The 22,261-nt window shown below is 25.8% G+C and carries 23 protein-coding genes; 5 read left to right on the top strand and 18 right to left on the bottom strand.

What is annotated here, in order from left to right:
• Window positions 1–8 precede the first annotated feature (8 nt).
• A complete protein-coding gene (locus tag ACQW0Y_RS00215) occupies window positions 9–413 on the bottom strand; it encodes a hypothetical protein (protein WP_427867198.1) in 405 nt (134 codons plus the stop codon).
• A 107-nt stretch (window positions 414–520) separates the two neighbouring features.
• Here ACQW0Y_RS00215 and ACQW0Y_RS00210 point away from each other — a divergent pair, with 107 nt between their 5' ends.
• Entirely contained in the window at window positions 521–1,525 is a 1,005-nt protein-coding gene (locus ACQW0Y_RS00210; protein WP_427867197.1) for a nicotinate phosphoribosyltransferase, read from the top strand.
• Window positions 1,525–2,166 carry a hypothetical protein gene (locus tag ACQW0Y_RS00205; RefSeq protein ID WP_427867196.1) on the top strand — a complete coding sequence of 214 codons (642 nt, stop codon included), beginning with the start codon at window positions 1,525–1,527 and terminating at the stop codon, window positions 2,164–2,166. The genes ACQW0Y_RS00210 and ACQW0Y_RS00205 overlap by 1 nt, the downstream gene beginning before the upstream one ends.
• A gap of 1,009 nt (window positions 2,167–3,175) precedes the next feature.
• Here ACQW0Y_RS00205 and ACQW0Y_RS00200 read toward each other — a convergent pair.
• The 6 genes from ACQW0Y_RS00200 to mutM form a co-directional block, all read right to left on the bottom strand.
• A complete protein-coding gene (locus ACQW0Y_RS00200; protein ID WP_427867195.1) occupies window positions 3,176–3,463 on the bottom strand; it encodes a hypothetical protein in 288 nt (95 codons plus the stop codon).
• A gap of 206 nt (window positions 3,464–3,669) precedes the next feature.
• Window positions 3,670–4,110, bottom strand: a complete 441-nt coding sequence (locus ACQW0Y_RS00195) for a hypothetical protein (RefSeq protein ID WP_427867194.1) — start codon at window positions 4,108–4,110, stop codon at window positions 3,670–3,672.
• 181 nt (window positions 4,111–4,291) lie between these two features.
• On the bottom strand, window positions 4,292–5,284 hold the full coding sequence (locus tag ACQW0Y_RS00190) for a DHH family phosphoesterase (protein ID WP_427867193.1): 993 nt from the start codon (window positions 5,282–5,284) through the stop codon (window positions 4,292–4,294).
• A complete protein-coding gene (locus tag ACQW0Y_RS00185; RefSeq protein WP_427867192.1) occupies window positions 5,271–6,248 on the bottom strand; it encodes a DHH family phosphoesterase in 978 nt (325 codons plus the stop codon). Before ACQW0Y_RS00185 ends, ACQW0Y_RS00190 begins: the two co-directional genes overlap by 14 nt.
• A gap of 130 nt (window positions 6,249–6,378) precedes the next feature.
• Window positions 6,379–6,618, bottom strand: a complete 240-nt coding sequence (locus ACQW0Y_RS00180) for a Smr/MutS family protein (protein ID WP_427867191.1) — start codon at window positions 6,616–6,618, stop codon at window positions 6,379–6,381.
• 1 nt (window position 6,619) lies between these two features.
• On the bottom strand, window positions 6,620–7,444 hold the full coding sequence (gene mutM, locus ACQW0Y_RS00175) for a DNA-formamidopyrimidine glycosylase (RefSeq protein ID WP_427867190.1): 825 nt from the start codon (window positions 7,442–7,444) through the stop codon (window positions 6,620–6,622).
• A 47-nt stretch (window positions 7,445–7,491) separates the two neighbouring features.
• Between mutM and ACQW0Y_RS00170 the strand changes: the two genes are divergently transcribed.
• Both ACQW0Y_RS00170 and ACQW0Y_RS00165 read left to right on the top strand, forming a co-directional pair.
• Entirely contained in the window at window positions 7,492–7,959 is a 468-nt protein-coding gene (locus tag ACQW0Y_RS00170; protein WP_427867272.1) for an L-threonylcarbamoyladenylate synthase, read from the top strand.
• A 1-nt stretch (window position 7,960) separates the two neighbouring features.
• The gene (locus ACQW0Y_RS00165) at window positions 7,961–8,425 is read left to right on the top strand and encodes an RpiB/LacA/LacB family sugar-phosphate isomerase (protein ID WP_427867189.1); all 465 of its coding nucleotides are present in this window, start codon (window positions 7,961–7,963) and stop codon (window positions 8,423–8,425) included.
• Between the two features lie 37 nt (window positions 8,426–8,462).
• On the opposite strand, the gene ACQW0Y_RS00160 is transcribed toward ACQW0Y_RS00165, so the two are convergent.
• The 4 genes from ACQW0Y_RS00160 to infC form a co-directional block, all read right to left on the bottom strand.
• Complete coding sequence (locus tag ACQW0Y_RS00160; RefSeq protein ID WP_427867188.1) at window positions 8,463–9,860, bottom strand: YitT family protein; 1,398 nt, start codon at window positions 9,858–9,860, stop codon at window positions 8,463–8,465.
• A gap of 198 nt (window positions 9,861–10,058) precedes the next feature.
• Window positions 10,059–10,418, bottom strand: coding sequence for a 50S ribosomal protein L20 (gene rplT / locus ACQW0Y_RS00155; protein WP_004416335.1), 360 nt, complete (start codon window positions 10,416–10,418; stop codon window positions 10,059–10,061).
• Between the two features lie 26 nt (window positions 10,419–10,444).
• Window positions 10,445–10,633 (bottom strand): 50S ribosomal protein L35, encoded by a 189-nt coding sequence (rpmI, locus tag ACQW0Y_RS00150; RefSeq protein ID WP_004416337.1) that lies wholly within the window; start codon window positions 10,631–10,633, stop codon window positions 10,445–10,447.
• A 1-nt stretch (window position 10,634) separates the two neighbouring features.
• A complete protein-coding gene (gene infC / locus ACQW0Y_RS00145) occupies window positions 10,635–11,297 on the bottom strand; it encodes a translation initiation factor IF-3 (protein ID WP_427867187.1) in 663 nt (220 codons plus the stop codon).
• A gap of 459 nt (window positions 11,298–11,756) precedes the next feature.
• Here infC and ACQW0Y_RS00140 point away from each other — a divergent pair, with 459 nt between their 5' ends.
• On the top strand, window positions 11,757–13,715 hold the full coding sequence (locus ACQW0Y_RS00140; protein WP_427867186.1) for a S41 family peptidase: 1,959 nt from the start codon (window positions 11,757–11,759) through the stop codon (window positions 13,713–13,715).
• A gap of 72 nt (window positions 13,716–13,787) precedes the next feature.
• Here the strand turns inward: ACQW0Y_RS00140 and ACQW0Y_RS00135 are convergent, their stop codons facing one another.
• The 7 genes from ACQW0Y_RS00135 to rsgA form a co-directional block, all read right to left on the bottom strand.
• Window positions 13,788–13,997: a TM2 domain-containing protein gene (locus ACQW0Y_RS00135; RefSeq protein WP_060823431.1), complete on the bottom strand. Its 210-nt coding sequence runs from the start codon at window positions 13,995–13,997 to the stop codon at window positions 13,788–13,790.
• Window positions 13,998–14,149: 152 nt separating this feature from the next.
• Entirely contained in the window at window positions 14,150–17,296 is a 3,147-nt protein-coding gene (locus ACQW0Y_RS00130) for a type I restriction endonuclease subunit R (RefSeq protein WP_427867185.1), read from the bottom strand.
• Window positions 17,297–17,326: 30 nt separating this feature from the next.
• Window positions 17,327–17,920, bottom strand: coding sequence for a restriction endonuclease subunit S (locus ACQW0Y_RS00125; RefSeq protein ID WP_427867184.1), 594 nt, complete (start codon window positions 17,918–17,920; stop codon window positions 17,327–17,329).
• Window positions 17,895–19,127, bottom strand: coding sequence for a restriction endonuclease subunit S (locus tag ACQW0Y_RS00120; RefSeq protein WP_427867183.1), 1,233 nt, complete (start codon window positions 19,125–19,127; stop codon window positions 17,895–17,897). Before ACQW0Y_RS00120 ends, ACQW0Y_RS00125 begins: the two co-directional genes overlap by 26 nt.
• The gene (locus tag ACQW0Y_RS00115; RefSeq protein ID WP_427867182.1) at window positions 19,120–20,715 is read right to left on the bottom strand and encodes a type I restriction-modification system subunit M; all 1,596 of its coding nucleotides are present in this window, start codon (window positions 20,713–20,715) and stop codon (window positions 19,120–19,122) included. The genes ACQW0Y_RS00120 and ACQW0Y_RS00115 overlap by 8 nt, the downstream gene beginning before the upstream one ends.
• A 25-nt stretch (window positions 20,716–20,740) precedes the next feature.
• On the bottom strand, window positions 20,741–21,391 hold the full coding sequence (locus tag ACQW0Y_RS00110) for a ribulose-phosphate 3-epimerase (protein WP_427867181.1): 651 nt from the start codon (window positions 21,389–21,391) through the stop codon (window positions 20,741–20,743).
• Between the two features lie 17 nt (window positions 21,392–21,408).
• Entirely contained in the window at window positions 21,409–22,257 is an 849-nt protein-coding gene (gene rsgA / locus ACQW0Y_RS00105; protein ID WP_427867180.1) for a ribosome small subunit-dependent GTPase A, read from the bottom strand.
• Between the last annotated feature and the right edge of the window lie 4 nt (window positions 22,258–22,261).

Here is a 22,261-nt window from a genome sequence, read left to right as displayed (position 1 = left end):
GCAAATAATTAGTCTTGTTGTTTTTTGTTTTTCTTTTGTTTCTTGGTTTTTTCAAAATAATTATACATTCTTGTAGCAGAGGCGATTGTGCAATAAAATGAAACAAGGGGAATTATAAAAATAGCAGATAATAAAAAGTAATAATGTAATTTAGAATCATTTATTTCTTTTGCATATTTTAATCCATAGATTGATGTAACAATAATAGAAATAATACTTAAACTAAAAAGAATAGTAATTATAATGTAAGCTGGATTTACTATTCAATTTCCTTTAGCACTTTTATTACTTACATAAATAGCAAGTAAAACTCCAATAAAGGCAACTAATAAAACTAAATAGATCATTCCAACAAAAAATTGTGATTTACATAACTTTTGTGCATTGATTGTTTTCTTTTGCATATTGTCCATTTTAATCCTCTTTAATATTTATTTGCGATAGTTATTAATATATAATTTATATATTATATTACAATTAAATAACTTAACTTAACAATATAAGAAAACAAGAAGGTGTTATGAAATTAAAAGATTATATTTCAATTTATTTTTTTAAAACTAAAAAAATAGCTGAAAAACATCGTCGTAATGAGATTGTAACATTACAATTTTTTCAACGCCATAACAATGTTAAACTTTGCGGAATAAACGAAGTTATTCGCCTTTTATGCAAAAATACTGATACCTCTAAATATAAAATAAGATATTTAGAAGAAGGATCAATTATTCATAATCGTGAAGTAGTTTTAGAGTTAGAGGGACATTATTATGACTTTGGAATTTGAGAAGGAATTATTGATGGAATTTTAGCTCGACAAACTTCAATAGCAACAAATGCATATAACGTTGTAAAAGCAGCAAACGGAAAAAATGTTGTAAGTATGGCTGATCGAGCGGATCATTATATTAATCAATTAAATGATGCTTATGCGCTAAAAGTCGGAGGTATCTATAACCATTCAACTTTGGCATCTTCTAATCATGACAAGGCGCATACCTTTGGAAGTATGCCTCATGCCTTAATTCAAATGTTTGAAGGCGATGTTGTTAAAGCAGTTGAGGCATATCATAAAACCTTTCCAGAAGATGATTTATATGCTTTAGTAGATTTTCATAATGATGTTATATCAGACTCTTTAGCTTGCTTAAAAGTTTTTAAAAATAAATTAAAAGCAGTTAGAATAGACACATCAAAAGCCTTAATAGATAAAATGTTTAGCGAAGGTGAAGCGGAATATGGTGTAACTCAAAATCAAGTAAAAAGATTACGTGAAGCCTTAGATGCTAATGGCGGTAAACATGTAAAAATTACAGTTTCTTCGGGTTTTAATGCAAAAAGAATTAAAGAATTTGAAGATGAAAATACTCCAGTTGATACTTACGGTGTTGGCGCTTCGTTATTAAAAATATGAGTTAATTTTAGTGCTGATGCTACAAAGTTAAATGATAAGTTTATTGCTAAAGAAGGCAGAGGATATTTAAACAACAAAAAATTAAAATTATATAAAGGAGAAATAATCTAATGGATGAAAAAGCAAAAAAGAGTTTTAAAAAAGATACTATTTTTAACATCTTTGGATTTATATTTATTTTTCTTTTCTTAGTTATTGGTGTTATTCTTTTCTTAACGGCGGCTAAGGTTTTTGGAAATATAAATAAAGGCGGAGTAATATCTTCATATATTTTTGGATCAATTTTTATTATTATTTTTATTTTAATAATTGTAAAAATATTTTTAATTATTAAGTCGGAAAATAAATATGCTAAGAAGGCAGTTGATGTTAATAAAATTTTTGCCGAATGTAAGCTTAATGATGAAGAAAGAGAGATTAATAATTTATTTTTAGAAGAATATAGTAAAGAAATTCCAAGCCTAAATATATATTTTGCTGCTTTTGCCGAAATAGAACAAAAACACTATAAAAAAGATGTTGATATTAATTCACCAAAAGTAAGAATGTTAATGCAAAAAATGATCATCGATGGAATTAAAGAATTTGGATATTTTGATTTATACTTAGTCATTGATTTTTCAAAAAGCTTAAATAAGAAATTTGTATGAAAAGGTGATTTTAAGAAGTATAAAACTTATTTTGATTACATAAGACAAATTTATCATACTGCTGACGATTATATTTACGAAAAGAATTTTTTAAAAAAATAATTTTGAAATTTAAAATAATGAAAAAACCGGCCAGGGGTCGGTTTTATTTTGTTTAATGTTTAGGATTTACAAAATATCTTTTAAAAAGGTAAATTTTAAAATTTAGAAAACTTGATTTTAAAAAAAATAATGAAATTAACAATATTAAGGTTTTGATCTTTCATAGAAGATTTGTCACGTGAAAACTAAAACGTAACAGACTATAGATGAGAGGTTTTCTTATTTATTGAATATGTGTATGATAAGAGCTTATGAAAGATATTAGGAGAAAAAACTTATAACATTTATAGATTTAATTTTAATTATTTGGGAATATAACAATATTGAAAGCAAGGAGTGCTAATTATTTATGCAATAGGGAAAAATCTTGCATATTTTACGCAACAATATACCGAGATAGAAAATGGGTATTAATATTATAAAAAATCTATATATAAAGTAAAGGTTGGGGATAATAAAAAATATACAAATTATAAAATTTCATGAAATAAAACTTTGTATTAAAAAAATGCAAAGAAAAGGACAACTTAAACAATTAAATAATATATATAAGAAAATGGTGAATTTAAAAAAATGTTGAAATTAAAAAATTTAGAATTTTATAACTAGGCAGTTTTTTCAAAATGAAATTTTGACTTTAAATGAATATCAACTTTCGTTGTTAAAATCTAATCTTAATATTATATGTGTTATTTTGTTCGCTAACATTAATCAAAATTTGGAAAGAGTTTACATAAATTTAGCTTATCAGTGCTCGCTAAAGAAAACTATATTTTTCTTATCATTGTTAAACTATAATACAAATATTTATAAAAGCGGGGAACAATTATAATATTTAAGCAAACCTCTTTCTCACATTTTATTTTAAAACTAAAATCAAAAAAACCGCAAAAAAGGCTAAAATTTGTTCATTTTTGATGATTTTCAAGGGTTAAACTAAAAAATTAAAAACTAAACCGTTTCTATTTTGGGTTTAGTTTTTTAACTTAAAATATTTTATTCATATTAATTATTTAATTTGAAAGGTTTTCATATTTTGTAAGTCGTTGATTTCTTTTTGATAAGAGACAGTTAGAATTTTGGTAATAAATGAGGAAACTATTAAAATAAATAAAACAATAATTGGAGTTTGAACATCGAAAAATAAAAATAAAACTAACGAAGATATTAAGATTATAAATAATGAATTTATTATTCAAAGAGCTAAATTTAATTTCTCATTTTTTTCTATAGCTATATTTATATTTTTAAAATGTAATAAAGGAAAAACGCTTGCTTTAATTGAATTATTATTCATTTTTAAGTAAGTAAATAAAAGCGATTTTAAAAATACAAAAAGAATACCTGATAATGTAAAAATATTTATACAAATGCTAAAGTAATTATATTCTGTATCGTAAAAATCAGGGTTTGTTTTTCCTATAGTTAAATATAATGAAAGTCAAGTTATAAAAGTAATTACAAACAATAAAAATAAACTTAAGTTAATAACATTAACAATAACTAAAAATAATTTAATCTTATTTTTTTTTTAATAACTAGGCTTAATTGATATAACATTCATAAAGTTAAAATGCACATTGCTATTGCAAATTCTTCCGAATAAAATATTATTTTTCCAGTTAATTGAAAACCAGCGAAAAATAAAACTCAATAACTAGCGACAATAAATAATGAAAATACAAAATTTAAAATTGTTAATTTATGTTTATTTGATAAAAATCAGCTTTTTTTCTTAAAAGAAAAGAACTTTCTTAAATCGTCTTTATTTTGCGTGATTAAAATATTAATTGTCATTCATAATGGTATAGCAAATATTAAGCCAACGTGAGCATAATAACTAAGCATTCCGTGAAAATCTCTAAATACTAACATACTAATGCCGATGATTAAAGATATTAGTACAAATAGATAATAACTTATTTTTTGTTTAGAAATCAGCATATATATCCTTTCTAAAATTTTTTTAGTAATTTAAGCCAATTACTTACTTTTATTTTAGAACAAAATTCTTAAAGGCAAAAAAAAGTCAAAAAATTGGCATTTTTGACGTTTTTTCAAGCAAAAAGGAGAATCTTTTTTTTAAAATAGATTCTCCTTTTTTGGTTAATTATTAATTACTTTTTTAATTATTATCGTAATTTTCTAAAATTGTTATTTCTTTTTCTAAATCAGAAATAATTTGAGGAATTAGATTTTTATCTTGAATTTGCGCACCAGAAGCTCTGTGGTGCCCACCACCACCTCATTTAACAGCAACGTTTCTTACACATGCTCCGGTTGATCTAAATTCACATCTGATTTGGTTTTCTTTTTCTTGTGTAAAAAATACTCAGGCTTTATTATCATCAATTGAAGCTAGTACAAAAGGACGATTTGCTTTTAAAGGATCATTAATACCAAGTTTTATTTGATCTTCTAAAGAAAAGTAAAATGATACAACACCATTCTTAATTTTCATATTTTGTTGAATAAAAGCATTAATACGTATGTCTTCTAAGGATTTTTTAGCCATGTTTTCATGTAATAAATCTTTTTGAGCACCTTTTGATCATAATCAAGCAACTAAAAACATTGTTTTATCATTCGTTAAATTAGTTGTTAATCTTACAGAATCAGTATAAATTCCTAAATATAAATAAGTTGCTGCTTTTTCATTTACCTTTCAATTTAGACCATAGGCAATTTCAGCCACTTGTTGTGCGGCAGCAGGTGAATATCTATCAACTCAAACCAATGAAGCATTTAAATCATCATCGTTTGGGTGGTGATCAATTCTAATTACTTCATCAAAAATATTATTATCTAAATATTCACGACATTCTAATCTTTCTTTGAAATTAGCATCAACAATAATTGCTAATGAATCGTCTAACTTTTTAAGTTCTAGATTATCCATTGGAAAATCTAAATAAGGATAAATACCTTTTGTATCTCCAACTGTATAAACTTTTTTATCTGGAAAATTTTCTTCTATTAAATTTTTCATTCCAAATTGTGAACCTAAACAGTCGCCATCAGGTCTAATGTGATGAAAGATTACAATATTTTTATGACTTTTAATCTTTTCTTCAATTTGTTTAAAAATTTCAAGTCTTTCATTGCTAATTGTTATCATGCTTTAAAACCTCAGCTTTTAAGTCTTCAATTAAGGCTTTCATTTCATGTTTTGAATGACATGTTGCTCCTGAAGCCACTTCGTGTCCACCACCTGGTTTGTAATTAGCACAAATATGATTAATTCAAATACCATTTGATCTTACACGTGCCCTGATATTACCATCTGGTAAATCAATAAATAAAACTCAGATTTTGCAATCACCGATATTTGCTAAAATACCAACATCATTAGCTTCATTATCATTTAGTTTAAATTTCTTTTGAAGTTTCTTTGTAACATGGAAGTATAAAACTTTGCCATCACTTTTGTAGTTTAATAAAACATAAGCAGCAAATCTAACTTTTCTTTCGTCTCTTTTTGAAAGTTCAAAGTTAACATTTCAAACTCTAAAATTATTACCTTTATGTAAATAAGACATTACGTCAAATGTTCTTTGTTGAACATATTCGTATTGGAATCTTCCTGAGTCTGTATTAATACCTAAATATGTATATTTAGCAGCTTTATCAGTAACTACTCATTTTGATTTCATTGCAATATAAGCGATTTGTTCTGCAGCTGCAGCAAAAGTTGCATCTTCTCAAGTATAGTCATAGTTAATATCTGGATCAACAGGGTGATGATCAATTCTTAACATATGAGTAAAGTTATTATCTAGAATGTATTGTGCAAATTGAATTCTATTTGATGAATTAGCATCTACAACAACACCAAGTGAGTTTTCGAAGCATTCTTTTGGAACATCTTCAAATTTATCAAAATCTCATTCAAAGAAAGGAAAAATTCCACCGGTATCTCCAAATACAAAAACTCTTTTTTCAGGATAGTTTGTTCTAATTAATTCTCTTAAACCAAATTGCGAACCTAAACAGTCACCATCAGGTCTAATGTGATGAAAAATAAAAATATTATCGTGAGATTCAATTGCTTGTTTAGCAATTTCTCATGTATTTTTAGCCATATATTCTCCTATTAAATTAAATTATTAAATTTATGTGTTAATTATTTTATAAATAATTATAAATGATTATCAACTTGCCTAATTTATTTTAGTAAAAAAAGAAAAGCAATAACTTTTCTTCCTATCTGTTTTATTTACGATAGACTCTAATGATTGAATGATTAGAATTAATAAAATCAAATGAGTATCCTTCTTCTTCTAATAGATCACTAACAACAAATTTTAGTGTCCCTGTTCCATTTCCTACAATAATGTCGAAATATTCATAAAATTCTTCTTGTTCTAAGCTAAATAATGCATTTAAAACATTAACAATGGCTTCCTCACTAGTTTGCCCATGTAAATCAATTGTAAAAGAATAAAAACCCATGTTAGTATTCCTTTTGACAATGTGGGCATAAATATGTTCCACGTCCATTTACTTTTATTTTAATTGTTTTATTATTACATGATAAACAAGATTTAATATTGTCACTATGAATTAATAAAAAGTTTTGAAATTGACCAGTTTGCTCATTAAAACTTTCGTAGGTATGAATTGTCGAACCACCAAGTTCAAAACTTTTATCCATTATTATTTGCCCATTTTCTAAAATGTCCTTTAATTGTTTTTTAGAAATATTTTTACTTTGACTTTTAGGGTGAATTTTTGCAGCAAATAGAGCTTCATCTACATAAATATTTCCAAGCCCAGCTACATTTGTTTGATCTAAAAGTTTAGTCTTAATTGCTGTCGTACTATTTTTAAACTTATCAAATAATCTATCAATATTAACATCATTAGGTTCATTTGCAATTTTACTTAGGGGTAGAATTTGATCATAGTTATTTTTATTTCTTAAGTGAAATGTTCCAAACATTCTACTATCTAGATAAACTAACTCACTTTTGTCTTCAAAAATGAATTTGGCAATTAGATGTTTAGGTTCATCATATTTTTCTTGATAATAACGATATTTGCCTTCCATTCGCAAATGCGAAAGTAAAACTTTATCATTATCAAAATAAAAAATAATATGTTTACCTTTATTTTCTATTTTGATGATTGTTGCATTTTCTAAATTATTTTGAAAATACGGAATGTCATATTCTTTAAAAAGTTTAGATTTAATTACTTCTAATTTAAATAATTTTTTATTTAAAACTGTCTCATTTAGGTTTTTAACAACAGTCTTGACTTCTGGTAATTCTGGCATAGTATTATTATATACTTTTACTTATTATAATGTTATATAATATGAATATGGTAAACAAATATAATAAATTATTTATATCAACAACAGATACCGTTTTAGGTATTGGTGGTCCCGTTGATAGTGAAACTGAAAATTTAATTTATGAAATTAAAGGGAGAGACAGAAATAAAAAATTAATTATTTTGGTTGCTTCACTTAAACAAGCACGTATGTTTAAGCAATGAAATCCTGAAGCTGAAAAATTAGCTAAAAAGTATTGACCAGGTGCTACAACTTTAGTTGTTAATGATCAAGGTTTCAGAATGCCTAATCAACCTTTATTGTTAGAATATTTAGAAAAAAATGGGCCAGCATATATGTCAAGTTGCAATCTATCTAATGCCCCAGTATGCAAAACAATTGAAAATGCAAAGATTCTTTTTCCAGAAATAACTAACGTATATAATTTTGGGGAAATGAGTCAAAAGCCAAGTCAAATTATTAGAGTTGAAGATGGCGAAATTTTAAGGAAATAAAATGAAAAAAAATATTGTTAAGATTACAAGTGACCACGCTGGTCACAACGCTAAAATAGAATTAGCTCATAGACTAGAAAATGAAGGATATCAAGTAGAATTGTTTGGTTCTAAGAGCGAAGGTGAACCAGTTTCTTATGCTGAAGTTGGTGCTGAATTTGCTAAAGAAGTCAAAAAAGATTTAAACCGTGAAGATACTAAGTTTGTTGCTTTTTGTGGTTCAGGTATTGGAATATCAATGGCTTTAAACCGCTTTAAGAATATTAGATGTGCAAGAGTAACTAATGAAGAAGAAGCTAGATTATCAAAGGCGCATAATAATTCAAATATTTTATGTATGGGCGGAAGATTACTATCTGGTAATGAAGTTGAAAACATGTTTCACACTTGAGAAAATACAGAATTTGAGGGCGGAAGACATATTGCTCGTATTAACAAACTAGATGAACTAGGACAAGACGAATAAATAAAACCAGGTTTCATATCAAAACCTGGTTTTTTAATTATGATTCAACTTTTGAAGTGTCAAATTTTCCAATAATATTATGAACTCTTGAAACTGTCATTCAAGCATTAGGATCAGCTAATAAAATTTCATTTTTAATTAAGTTTTTTTCTAAATATAAGGCAAAAGTTTCAATTTTAACTGTTTCGGTATTCGTATAACCAGCTACAAGTTTATCAATATTGTAACCATGTCAATAATTAATTAATTTGAAACGTTCAATAATTTTTTCTGGGGTTTTACTATATATTTCAATTCTAATCTTACGGTATTTAGGAAAGATTAATTCAATAAATGAAATATAAATAAATACATAAGCAATAGAACATAAAATTCTTAATAATAAACCAGCAGCGTTAAATGGGCGATCAGCAGATATGCCAAGTAATTCAACGATAGTAATTGTTACAATCGAAAAAGCTCCAAAGATTAAAGCAACAATTGTTGAAATGTGACCTACAGATTTTTGTTTAACTCTTGAAATATAATAAACAATAAAATCACCACCGGCTGTTGAAGCTGAATTTTTTCAGGCAATTCCACCAGCAATACCAGCCATGCCAGCACCAATAACTGCGTAAACAATAATTGGTCAAGTAGGGTTTCCAAAACCATTCCCAATTAAATGTTTAAAGTGAGATAATTGTGCAAATTGAGATTGAGTTAAATAACTAATATAACCTAATTCTCGTGAAACACCCGCATGTAAAGAATTCTTTAAATCAAGAATATATAATCCGTCTGAATTAGGTGTTGGTAAAGTATTCATTCAATCAAATAAATTATGATAAGAATTAGCATATGTCCCATAAACATCTCAAGGAATTAAACTTTTGAAATCGTTGGTAAAGTTTGATTCACTTGGTGAAATTCAGTTTACGTAATAAATTGAAATTTTATGGAAGAAGTGACCAACTGGCCCAATTAATAAGACTGATTGAAATGCGACTTGTCATAATAACCAATAAGTCGTCAATATCATAAACATTCTTGAATTTTTCTTTCAAAAAATTATGATTAAAGGTAAATTTAATAAAAAGTAAATGTAAGCAAAGTATGGAGCTGTAACTGAAACCGTAAAAGTTAAAGCCTGAACTAATGCAGAAACACCAGTTGCAACGGTAGCAGCTTTTGCAAGAAATGTTGCGATAGCAACGTTATATAAAATTGCTGAAAGAAAGACCATTAACATCTTCTTGGGAAATTTTTTTCAAACATTAAAAAATGTTACGCCATATGGATTTAAATCATATGGAACATTTGAAGGTAGTTTTTTATTTTTACGTTTTTTATTTTCTTTTTTTAGTGCAATAAATTCTTCTGTTTTAAGTTGATTAGTTTTTGCAAGATCTAACCTTACTTCGTTTGATGAATTTTTATTTTTATGTATTCTCATATGTCCTCAATTATGGTAAAAATAATAACACAATTTAAAATCTTTTATGTATTAATACATAAAATTTTTAATATTAAAAAGATGTTAATTTAAAACCTTGTATTCATAATTTTACTACTTTAAAATTTGAGATTTAAAATTGAGTTAGTTTTATAGAATAAAAAAATAAACCTGGCTTTTTTGCCTAGGTTTATATTATTATTTTGAAGATAAAGCTTTTTTAGCTGATTCAACAATTCTTGAGAATGATTCTGGGTAGTTGATTGCTAATTCTGAAAGCATTTTTCTGTTAATGTTAATGTTAGCTTTGCTTAATCCTTCGATTAATCTTGAATATGTAATTCCATTTGTTCTTGCAGCAGCATTAATACGTGCTATTCATAATTTTCTGAATTCACGTTTAACTTGTTTTCTGTCTCTAAATGCATATGTTCATGATTTAACAACAGCTTGTTTAGCAACTCTGTAACCGATTGATTTGTGTCCTCAGTAACCTTTAGCTAATTTTAGTCATTTTGCACGTCTTCTTCTTGTAACTATTCCGCCTCTTGTACGCATAATATTTCCTTTCTTAAATTATAAAATTAAATTAATTCTTTGTATCTCTTGAAATCAGATGCTGATAGAGTTGATGATTTACGAGATTGACGTTTTTGTTTTGTTGTTTTGTTTTGAGCTAAATGTGAACGGTAAGCGTTTCCACGTTTAACTTTACCTGTTGCAGTTATTTTAATTCTCTTTTTTAAACCGCTTTTGGTTTTCATTTTTGGCATGTTATTCTCCTTGTTGTTCTGAAGGTTCGTTATTTTTTTTATTTAAAGCTTCAACTTTTTTCTTATCTTTTTCTACATACATATCTAGAAAACGTTCATTTACTAAAGTTGCTTCTTTTGATACTTTTGCAATGTCCTCAATTAAAACATAAAATTTGTTTAATATGTCTTCACCAAGTTCAGTTCTGCTACGTTCTCTACCTCTGAATTTAACAGATATTTTAACACGGTTACCTTCTAAAATAAATTCACGTGCTTTACGTGCTTTTGTTTCTAAATCATGTTGGCCAATTAAAGGTGTTAATCTAATTTCACGATTAATTGTTACTGATTGTTTCTCTTTGACGGCTTTTTGTTTTTTCTTCTTATCATATTTGAATTTTCCATAATCCATAATTCTAGTAATTGGTTTATTGTTTTCAATTGAGATAAGTACTAAGTCCATTTTATAATCTGATGCTTTATCAAGAGCTTCCTCTTTTGTTAAAACACCAATTTTTTCATTATCTGGGCCTAAAACAAAAACTTTTTTATAAGGTATTTCGTTATTAACAACGTGTTCTGATTTTGGTTTCTTGCTTTGATTGTTTGCAAAATTTGAGTTATCTTTTGGTATAACTTCCTCCTTAAAATAAATAAAAAGTGGGTTTAGACCACTTCCCAAAAACTACATAATAAATATTCTTTATGTGTAGCGACCCAGCAAAAAATCACTTAGGTGAGAAATGAATCTACTTATTGCTATTAAAAGCGTTTATATTATACTATAAATTATTTTTATATAATGAAAAAAATAAAATAATATTAATCAAAAAGTTTAATGAGTTTTACATTTTAATTAACAAAAAATTTAAAGTGATACAATATTATGCTTTTATTTTTTGGCTTAAAATTTCTCTTTTTTGTGTTTTATATAAAAAACAAGAAGTTTGTTTATTCTTTTTCTTTAAATTTGTTATTTTAAAAGTAAACCTAAATTCAAAAGCGATAATTTTAATATATATAAATATATATTAGAGAATTATTTATTATAAAAAATGCTCATTTTTAGACTTTTTTAATCTTTTTTTAAAAAAAGTATTAGTATAAAAAACGCATATTAAATTAAAAACGAAAGGTATTTATGAATAAATCAAAAAAAGCTAAATTATTAAATTACTTATTACCATTAGCTACAGTTGGTTTAGCACCAGTTGCAATTTTATCTGCAAGTTGCCAAAATAATACTGCATCTAATGAAGAAATAGAGAAAATTAAAAAGGAATTAGAAAAGAAAGAACAGGAACTTCGCGAAAAGAATCAAAAAATCGAAGAACTAAAAAATAAAGAGCAAGAACTTCTTGAAAAAAATAAAAAAATTGAACAATTAGAAAAAGAAAAAAAAGAAAGTGAAGAAGTTGCTCCACAAAATGATAATGCTGTTGAAGTAGAAGTCTCAGCTCACAATTTTAAAAACTACAACCCTGAATATACAATTCAAGAAAAAAACGATGTAAACGCTTATAAGGTTAAAGAAGATAAATCTAAAGTAGTTTATGTTGATTTAGATGAATTTTTAAAAGTATTAGATGGTTTAGTTGATTTAAATCTATATAGTTCATATATAGATGAAGTTAAAAATAGAAAAGTTTATTTGTCAAAAGACGAAAATGGTAAAACATTAAATAAATTAATTGTTGATTGAAAAGAAAACAAGATTTTTACAACAAGCACTTCATTCTTCTATGAAATTCTTAAACCACAAGAATTAACAGATGATAGTCAATTTTTAGAAATAGATTATGAAAGTAAAAACGAAGATGATAAAGGAGTAATGTTTGACCTTGCAAAATATCATATGGATATTTTATATAAGGATGGTAAATTATTACTTCCATTCTCAGTGTTTAACACTTTATTTATAAGCCAAACATTTAATAATATTTACTTTAATGGTAAAACATTTACAAACTTAGAAGCCGGTTTAGATTCTTGAGGTTCAATTGAAGATGAACCAAGAACAAGAATTAGACAAGATTCTGGATTAAGTGGACAAACTGCAACCGTTGAAGAACGTAAAGCTAACTTTGACCATTTAGCATTTACTATGGATTATTTCTATGGATTAAAATACTATAAACAAATTGAATCATTTGAATCATTTATTAGTCCAGAAGATAAAGCCAAATTACTTTCAACAGATCCCGAACAATATAATGAAGCATATGTAAATATTTTTCACAAACAATTGAATGAATTACACACAAGACTAAATTCATTCTCATACTACGAAACTCAATGAGATCAAAAACTAAAACAAAAATTACAATATCCAAATGACTATGGTAAATACCGTATCGATTTTGAAAGCAACAGAAAAATGTTGGTTGACAAATTTGAAAAGAAATTTGGTAAAAAGATTAGTAACTTTGGTCCAGATGATTACATTCGTTACCACGGAAATACTGCTATAGTAACATTATTACAATTTGAAGATGGTACTCAAGAAGATATTCAAGGACCAGATGCTTGAAAATACGACACATACTTCTTAATGCGTCATTTAATGTCAGAAGTAGCTAAAAAACCAGAAATTAAGAATATTGTTTTAGATATTGCTATCAACGGTGGTGGTAGTGTTAATTCAATGGTTAGAACATTAGGATTTATGACTGATAAACCAATTCTAAATCGTGAATTTGACATTTTAAACAGAAGAGGTGATTTAAGCAAATCTAAAGTAGATACTGATGGTGATAAAAACTACGATGGTGATGCTTATGAAAAATACAACTGAAATCTTTTAGTAAGCTTAAATACATTTAGTGCAGCCAACCAATTAACAAGCATTGTAAAAGAAATGGGCATTGCTAAAATTATTGGTAAAAGAACCGGTGGTGGTATGTCTGCTATTATGCCAATTGCTTTAATTGATGGAACAACAATTACAATTAGTTCACCAAATAATGCTGTTTTTGGAGAAACTAACAAGGAAATTGAAAGTGGTGTTGAACCAGATATTAATTTAGAATATGATGATTTCTATAATGATGAAAAAATAAATGAGGTTTTAGAAAAAGCTAAAACTAATCAAAACGCATAACAAGAAATTAAATATAAAAAAGTTAACATGCTGTTAACTTTTTTGTTTTTATTTTTAGGATTATTTCAACGTTTACCACTTACGGATTAATTGACCTTGTCCGTCTCTTTGAGCACCACAAACTGCTAAAATAAAGTCAACAAGTGCTCAAATTCCAAATCCTCCGGCTGTAAGTAATTTTAGTACTCCTAAAATGATTCTACCGCCGTAAAATCTATCAATTCCTAGTCCTCCTAAGAAAAATGATAAAAGTGTTAGAATTGTTCTGCTTTTTTCTGACATATTTTTTCCTTTCTAAAATCGTTTTACTTATTTTTATAATTTATTTTAAAAAGTTTTATTTTTATAATTTTTTGTTCAATTTGTGTACTTTTTAAAAAATAAAAAAACAGCAAAGAAAGTTTGCTGTAAAAAGTTTATTTATATTATTAAAATTAGTTTAAAAATTTATAGAAGAATTCTTTTAGTTTATCTGTTAATTCAACAATTTTTTGTTCTCTTTTATTACTATCAAATAAACTAAATTTAGTTTTCATTAAATCAGGAATAGTTGTGCCAGAATCATTAAAGAAGCCATTTTTAAATTGCTGATTGATAAATTTCTTGGTTTTTTCTTCATCTAAATTTAGTTCTAAAATAATCTTTTTTAAACCTTCTTGTTTTTGTTTAAGATTAAACTGATCTCAGTAAGAATAAATATCAATTTGCTCATTATCATTGATTGTAGAATTAACTTTATTTAAAAATTGTTTAATAAGTTCTTTCTTAGATCTTAGATTTGGACTAGAAGAAATAATAGTATCCAAATTATTTTTAACTACTCTATTATTTTCTATCATTGACTTAGCAATTAAATCTAGAATGTAATTTATATCAATATCTACTGATTTAATCAATTCAGTTTCAAAAACTAAATCGTTTAAAATACTTTCGCTCTGTTGTCTTTTTTGAGTTCTATGTTTATACTCTAACTCTAAGTAGGTACTTTGATAATTTTGAATTTGACGATCTTTTAGAATATCATTTTCTTTAAATTCATCAAACTGCATCAATATATTTCTCGCTTTTAAAATTTCACCAAAAATTCTAATGAAATTATGTTCCTCTTCTTCATTTAAAAATCTATCATAATCATCATTAGGAAACATTTCATTTAATCTCTTAACAAAATATGTATAACCATTATAGACGCTTCCATCATCATCTACGTATCCATTATAGTAATCAGAAAAATTTCTGCAAATAATAACATTGTTTAATTTATCTTCATCAGTAAAAAGTTGAATCGTTTTGTTAACAGAATCTTCGTTAGTTGAAAAACAAACAATATTTCCATTACTTTTAACCTCATTTAAAATACGGTTTGTTCTAGACATAGCTTGCAATAAACTATGATATATTAATCTCTTATCAAGCCATAATGTGTTTAATGTAGTTGAATCAAAACCAGTTAAAAACATATTAACAACAATAGCAATATCTAATTCTCTATTTTTTAGGCGTAGGCTAAAATCTTTATAAAAATTATTAAAACTTTCATTATTTGTTGAATAAAACACATTAAACATTTTATTATAATCAGCAATTGCTTCATCCAAAAAATCTCTTGAGCTTTGGTCTAAACCATTAACACTTTCGTTATTTTCTTCATCAAGATAATTACAATAGTTTTCGGTTATATCTTCATTTGGAGCAAAACTATATATTAATCCAATTTTTAATCTTTTTTCCTCAGGAAGATTTTCTTGTTGCTTTTTAAATTCATTATAATAAATTTTTGCTGCTTTAATTGAGCTACATGCAAGAATAGAATTAAAACCATTTAAAACCGATTCAGATTTTTTTTCTTTTACATATGAACCAATATTGCTTTTAGCTAAATCTGGAATATTTATTGTTCTATTTATTTTTATATAATCTCGATTTCTTCTTGTTAATCTATCAAAGTTTTCCAAAATTCATTTAACAATGTTAGAAATTCTTTCCTTATTTTCTAAAACTTCTAGTTTCAAAATCCCTGATATTTGTTTATCTTCAATATCTTTTTTTAATTTTATTGTATTAACATATTCAACTCTAAAAGGTAAAACACTTCCGTCTTTTACAGCTTTTTCAATTGTGTATGTGTGCAAGCAATCACCAAAAACTTCCTTAGTAGTTTTTTTATTATTAAAACTATTTTTAATTAAACTATTTTGTTCAAAAATTGGTGTTCCTGTAAAACCAAAAAGCATATAGTTTTTAAATGCTTTTTTGCTTATATTAGCTTGGAATGTACCAAATTGTGAGCGATGACATTCATCGAAAATTAACACGACGTTTTTATTAAATATAGGGTGACCACTTTTGATATTATTCTTTATAAAAATATTTAATTTTTGAATTGTGGTAATAATAATTTTTTGTTCGTTATTTTCAATATTATCTTTTAATTGATTTGAGTTAGAACTAGATACAACACAACCCTTCTTATATCTTTCATATTCCTTAATTGTTTGATAATCTAAATCTTTTCTATCAACAACAAAAAATACTTTATCTACATTAGGTATATCCTTAGCAAGCATTGAAGTTTTAAAAGAGGTTAAGGTTTTTCCTGAACCTGTTGTATGCCAAATAAATCCACCAGCGGCAATAGTGCCTAATTTATTTGGAGATGATAAAGAAACATTGATTTTATTAATTATCTTTTCTGTGGCCACAATTTGATAAGGTCTTAATATTAATAATGTTTTATCTGATGTTAAAACACAATATTTAATTAATATATTTAATATTGTATGTCTAGCAAAAAAGGTTTGGGTAAAATCAAATAAATCATTAATACGATTATTTTTAGAGTCTGTTCAATTAATTGTAAATTTAAAAGAGTTTGAAGTCTTTTTAGTTTTGATATTTTGATTATTTCTTGATTTAATTGAAATTTCCCTTGTTGTATTAGAATAATATTTAGTATATGAACCGTTTGATATTACATATATTTGTGTAAATAAAAACAAACTATCTTTTTCAAACATTGTTTTGTTTTTATATCTTTCAATTTGATTAAAAGCCTCTCTTAAATCAACACCACGGCGTTTTAATTCAATATGCACTAGTGGCAAACCATTTACCAAAATAGTCACATCATATCTATTTTTGATATTGTCTTGGCTTGTAACTTCATATTGGTTAATTACTTGTAAATAATTATTATGAATATTGGTTTTATCAAGTATTTTAATATTTTTAATACCTTTATTATCATCTAATTCAAGAGCATAAATATAGTTATTTTGAACAATATTAGAATAATCTTCTAAAGAGTTATTTTCATTTAATAAATATAAATTTAAAAATCTTTTTCATTCAGAACCACTAAATTTAAAATCATTTAATTTTTCAATTTGGCCCTTCAAATTTTGCATTAAAGAATTTTTATCTTTTATTTTTAAATATTCATACCCTTGAGAAACAAGTTTTTTTATAAATTGTTCTTCAAGGGAAGCTTCTGATTCAAAATATGTTGAATTATTATTGCTTTTAATAAATTCAGCAACAACTGTTGAATTATCATTATATGCTAATATTTTTGTTTCCATATTCATAACTCCTTATTATATTTTTAAAAATTAATCAAAATTTAAAAGTTTGTTTAAATAATATTTATATTGTTTTTTTCTTTCTTCTATTTCTTTGGGTAATCCGTTCTTAATATCTTGTATATATGTTTCTAATCTATCTAAAATTTCAACTATTTTATTTTGAACTTCTATTGTTGGGATAGGAATTAAAATTTTATTAAAATCTTTTATTGATAAAAATGGTTGACTACCTTTTTTAAATTTTTCTAAATTTTGAGTTAATAAAAAGTAGTATATAAATTTATTTACTAATTTGTTATTGTTCTTACTCTTTACAATAGTTCCGTTGTATGTAACATAATGCTTTCCAGGAGCTCAAATTACTTTTCCGACAGTTCCAATGTGTCCAACGATTACTGAATCTGAATTATTATATTCATTTGCTATACTTACCACACCATTAGCACCATATACTGGGTAAATTCCATTAATGTTTTTAGGAATTACATTACCAACTCCATATTTCATTTCACATACTTTTTGCAATTCTTCATAAATAAACAAATTATTAATCAATAATTTTCTTTCCAATTCATTTAGTAATGTAATATATGAACTACTTAACTCTCTCTGGATTATCATCAAAAGTTAGTAACATTTTGTGATAATAATCAAATTGTTCTTTTCTTTGTTTTATTTCAAGAGGTAATCCAGTTTTGATATCTTTTGTGTAAGTTTCTAATTTATCCAAAATATTTACAATGCAGTTTTGAATATTGATGTGAGGTATATCTAAAATAATTTCTTTGGCAACATTTAAGCCTAATGTTTTCATATAAGATGCACTAACAACAATTTTAGGCATTTTAATTTTTAATAAATAAAATAAAAATTTTATATTTATTTTATTTGGGTCTTTTACACTAATAATTCCACAATGGTTTGATGCAGAAAATTTTTCATCTCTATAGAAAACCGTTCCTGAATATATTCCGTCTGTGGTTCAAGTTAAAAATTGACCATTATAATCATATGAATTTATACAACCTATAATTCCGTTATTTGAAGTTTGAGATGAAAACACAGGGTATATACCGGAATTTTTTTGAATGTAATTTTTAGTATAATTTTTGCCTTTTTCAATATTGCAAATATCACCTAATTTAAATTTATCTACATTTAGGTTACTAGTCTCTAATAAATTTTCACCTAAAATGTTTTTTAATAACATTTTGTTAGTTGAAAAGTCTAATAAAGTATCTAAATAGTACTTATATTGTAAATTTCTAAGGTCTAACTCTGTTTCTAACTCTGTTTCTAACTCTGTTTCTAACTCTGTGAACCTGTCCAAAATATTAACAATTTTATTTTGAGTCTCAAGAGGCGGAACTTTTATTGACATTTCTATAATAGAAGTCATGTCCGGATGTTGAATTGAAGATCCACGATAATTATTTTGAATTTCAGATATCCTAGATTTCAAATAATGATAAACATATTTTAAATTATATTTAGTTGTATCTTTTGAAGAAAAAAGAATATTTAAAGCATCAATAAAATAACCATTATGATATTTTAAGTTAGCAGTTCCTCCTGAAGGTAGACTAATTACTTCGCCAAAATTTACCTCATTGCTTTTTACATCTACATCGGTATAAAAATCTAAATTTCCAGTAGAAATTAAACGAACATTCCCATTATCTGATTTTTTATAAGATTTTAGTTTTTCAGCTGTTATGTGTTTAAATTTCAATATTTCTTTTTGTTTTTCTTTATCAACGCCTTTAAATCTTTTATCAAAATTTACTAATTCATATAACTTGTAAGTTTTTATTTCTTTATTACTCATCGCTACCTTCTAACTGTGCAACGATTAAATCTATTTCTTCACGTAACTTATTAATTTTTAAAACAGTTTCTTTGATATCTGAATTAAGCTTTTTAATATCAATAATTTCATCATTATTATTCTTTTGAATGTAAACATTAACTGATAGATTAAAATCTTTTTCTTTAATTTCTTCTAACGAAACTAGTCGAGAAAAACCTTCTTCCTCTTTTTTAAATCTAACTGCCTCAACAATTTTAGTTATATTTTCTTCTGTTAATTTATTAGTCTTAGTTTCTTTTAAAAATTCATTAGATGCATCAATAAAAAATACATTTGTATCTGTTTTATTTTTTCTTAAAACAAAAATACATGTTGAAATTGAAGTTCCAAAAAATAAGTTGGATGGTAATTGAATAATTGTATCAATAACATTCTTATTTTCTACCATTCATCTTCTAATATCAGCTTCAGCCCCGGAACGATATAGTGTACCCGGAAATTCAACAATTGCCGCTGTACCATCTGCAGATAAATGGTTAATCATGTGTAAAACAAAGGCTAAATCGGCTTTTGATTTTGGTGCTAAAGTTGTGACTGAAAATCTTTCATCATTAATTAAAGTCGGATTAGAATCACCTTCTCATTTAATTGAATAAGGAGGGTTAGAAACAATCGCATCAAAAGGTTTTTCATCAATATGCAATGGGTTGGTTAATGTATCGCCAAGACGGATGTGAAATTTATCAAAATTAATATCATGCAAGAACATATTAATTCTTGCTAAGTTATATGTTGTTAAATTAATTTCTTGACCGCTGAATGATTCTTTAACATTTTCTTTTCCTAAAATTTTTGCATATTTTAATAATAAAGAACCAGACCCACAGCATGGATCATATACTTTATCTATTTCTGTTTTATCTTTTTTATTTTCATCGTTAAAATTAATCAATGTTAATCTAGCTAATAGTTCAGATACTTCTTGAGGTGTAAAAAATTCTCCACCAGATTTACCCGCAGAAGATGCATACATAGCCATTAAAAACTCATATGCATCACCAAATACATCTATAGTATTATCTTGGTAATTACCTAATTCTAAATCTGAGATATGTTTTAAAATGCTATATAGCTTTTTATTTCTTTCAATAACCGTTGCTCCTAAACGCGTGTTATTGGTATCCATATCACTAAATAAACCTTTTAAATCTTCTTCAGAAGCTGTTCCAATAGCCGAACCTTCTATTTCTTTGAAAATATTATTTAATATTTCATTTAAATTTTCATTATCTTGACCGTTTTTAACAACATTAATAAACAATGAAGAAGGTTTAATAAAGAAACCTTTTTCTTTTATTAATGTTTCTTTAGAGTTAATTGCATCCTGATCAGATATTAAAGCATAATCAAAATTAGCGTTACCTGCTTCGCGTTCATTATCATTGATATATTTTGTAATATTTTCGGAAATAAAACGGTAAAAAAGTGTGACTAAAACATATTGTTTAAAATCTCAACCATCTACTGACCCACGCAGCTCTTCAGCTATTTTTCAAATAGAATTATGAAGTTTTTTTCTTTCTTCTTGTTTTTTATTATCAGTCATATTGTTTCCTTTTATTTAAATAAAATTAGTCTAATAATTTATCAATTGTTTCTTTAGAAAAATTTTTCACTAAAAAAGATCCTACAACAGCTAAATTAACACCTGATTCAAAACATTTTTTAATGTTAAAATCCTTAACTCCACCATCAATTTCTATAATGGTATTTAAATTGTTTTGATCAATAAAATCTCTTAAAGTTTTAACTTTTAGATATGTATCTTCAATAAAAGTTTGTCCGCCTTTGCCAGGGTACACACTCATTGGTAGAACTAAATCAAAATTTTTAAGTAAGGGTAAAATTTTATCAACTTTTGTGTCTGGATTAAAGGCTATTCCAATTTTTACATTATCTTCTTTTGCTTGTTTTATTAATTCTTGAATTTGGTTTTCATTTTTAAAGGCTTCATAATGAAAAGTAAGAATTGCATTAAACTTTTTAAATAAATCATAATAATAATTTATGTCTTTGACCATTAGATGAATATCCATTTGATGTTTTGGACATTCATTATAAATTTGTTCTATTTCTTTATATGATAAAGCTTGATTAGGAACAAATTCTTTATCCATAACATCATAATGAACATTATTAACATTTCATTCAATTAGTTTATTAACATAACTAATTAATTGGTCTTTTGGAACATCTAATATTGATGGACTGATTTTTTTCATAATTTCTCCTTGATAAATTAATACATTGGTTCAAGCATGCGTTTAATAAAACTAATGTAGTTATCATATCTTTCTTTTTTAATTACGCCGCTTTCAACTCTTTTCTTTACTTCACAATCTTCTAATCTTTCATGATAATGTCTACAACTTCTAAATTTACAAAATGCTGAAGCTTCTCTAAATGAATTAAATGCTATTGGCATCTCATCAATTGTTAAATCAAACTCAATTGATGAAAACCCGGGAGTGTCAATTATTTCACCACCACCAAAGTCAATTAAGCTAACTTCACGAGTTGTGTGTTTACCACGGTTTAAGGCTTTTGAAATAGCTTGTGTTTCAAAATTAGTTTTAGCTAAATAGTTAATTAATTTTGTTTTACCAACTCCCGTTTGTCCAACAAAAAAACTTGTTTTATGTCTAAATAATTCACGCAATCCATCAAATCCAGTATTATCTTCATAGTTAATTTCAAAAACTTTATAACCTTGATCTTTGTAATAGTTAATTTTCGATGTTGAGGTTAAATCTTTTTTAGTTAAAACAATAATTGGTTCTACATTTTTGTTCTCAATAATTATTAAAAACTTATCAACTAATTGGGAACTAAATTCAGGTTCAACTAATGACATGACCACAATTGCTTGATCAACATTTGCTATTTTAGGGCGAATAAAGAAATTTTTTCTACCTAAAATATGATGAATTAAACCGTCTTTTTCAAATTCAACATTATCACCAACAATAGGTTTCATATCTAAAAGTCTTAATTTACCAGATCCTCTAACACGATAAACCTTTTTATCCTCAAATGATTTAACGTCATAAAAACCTGCTACTGATTTAACAATTTTGCCTTTTTCCATTTTA

Source organism: Mycoplasmopsis arginini (genome assembly GCF_965278885.1).
Taxonomy (GTDB): Bacteria; Bacillota_I; Bacilli_A; order Mycoplasmatales; family Metamycoplasmataceae; genus Metamycoplasma; species Metamycoplasma arginini_B.
The sequence above is the reverse complement of the archived record's forward strand: the minus strand, read 5'-3'. Positions and strand labels throughout refer to the sequence as shown.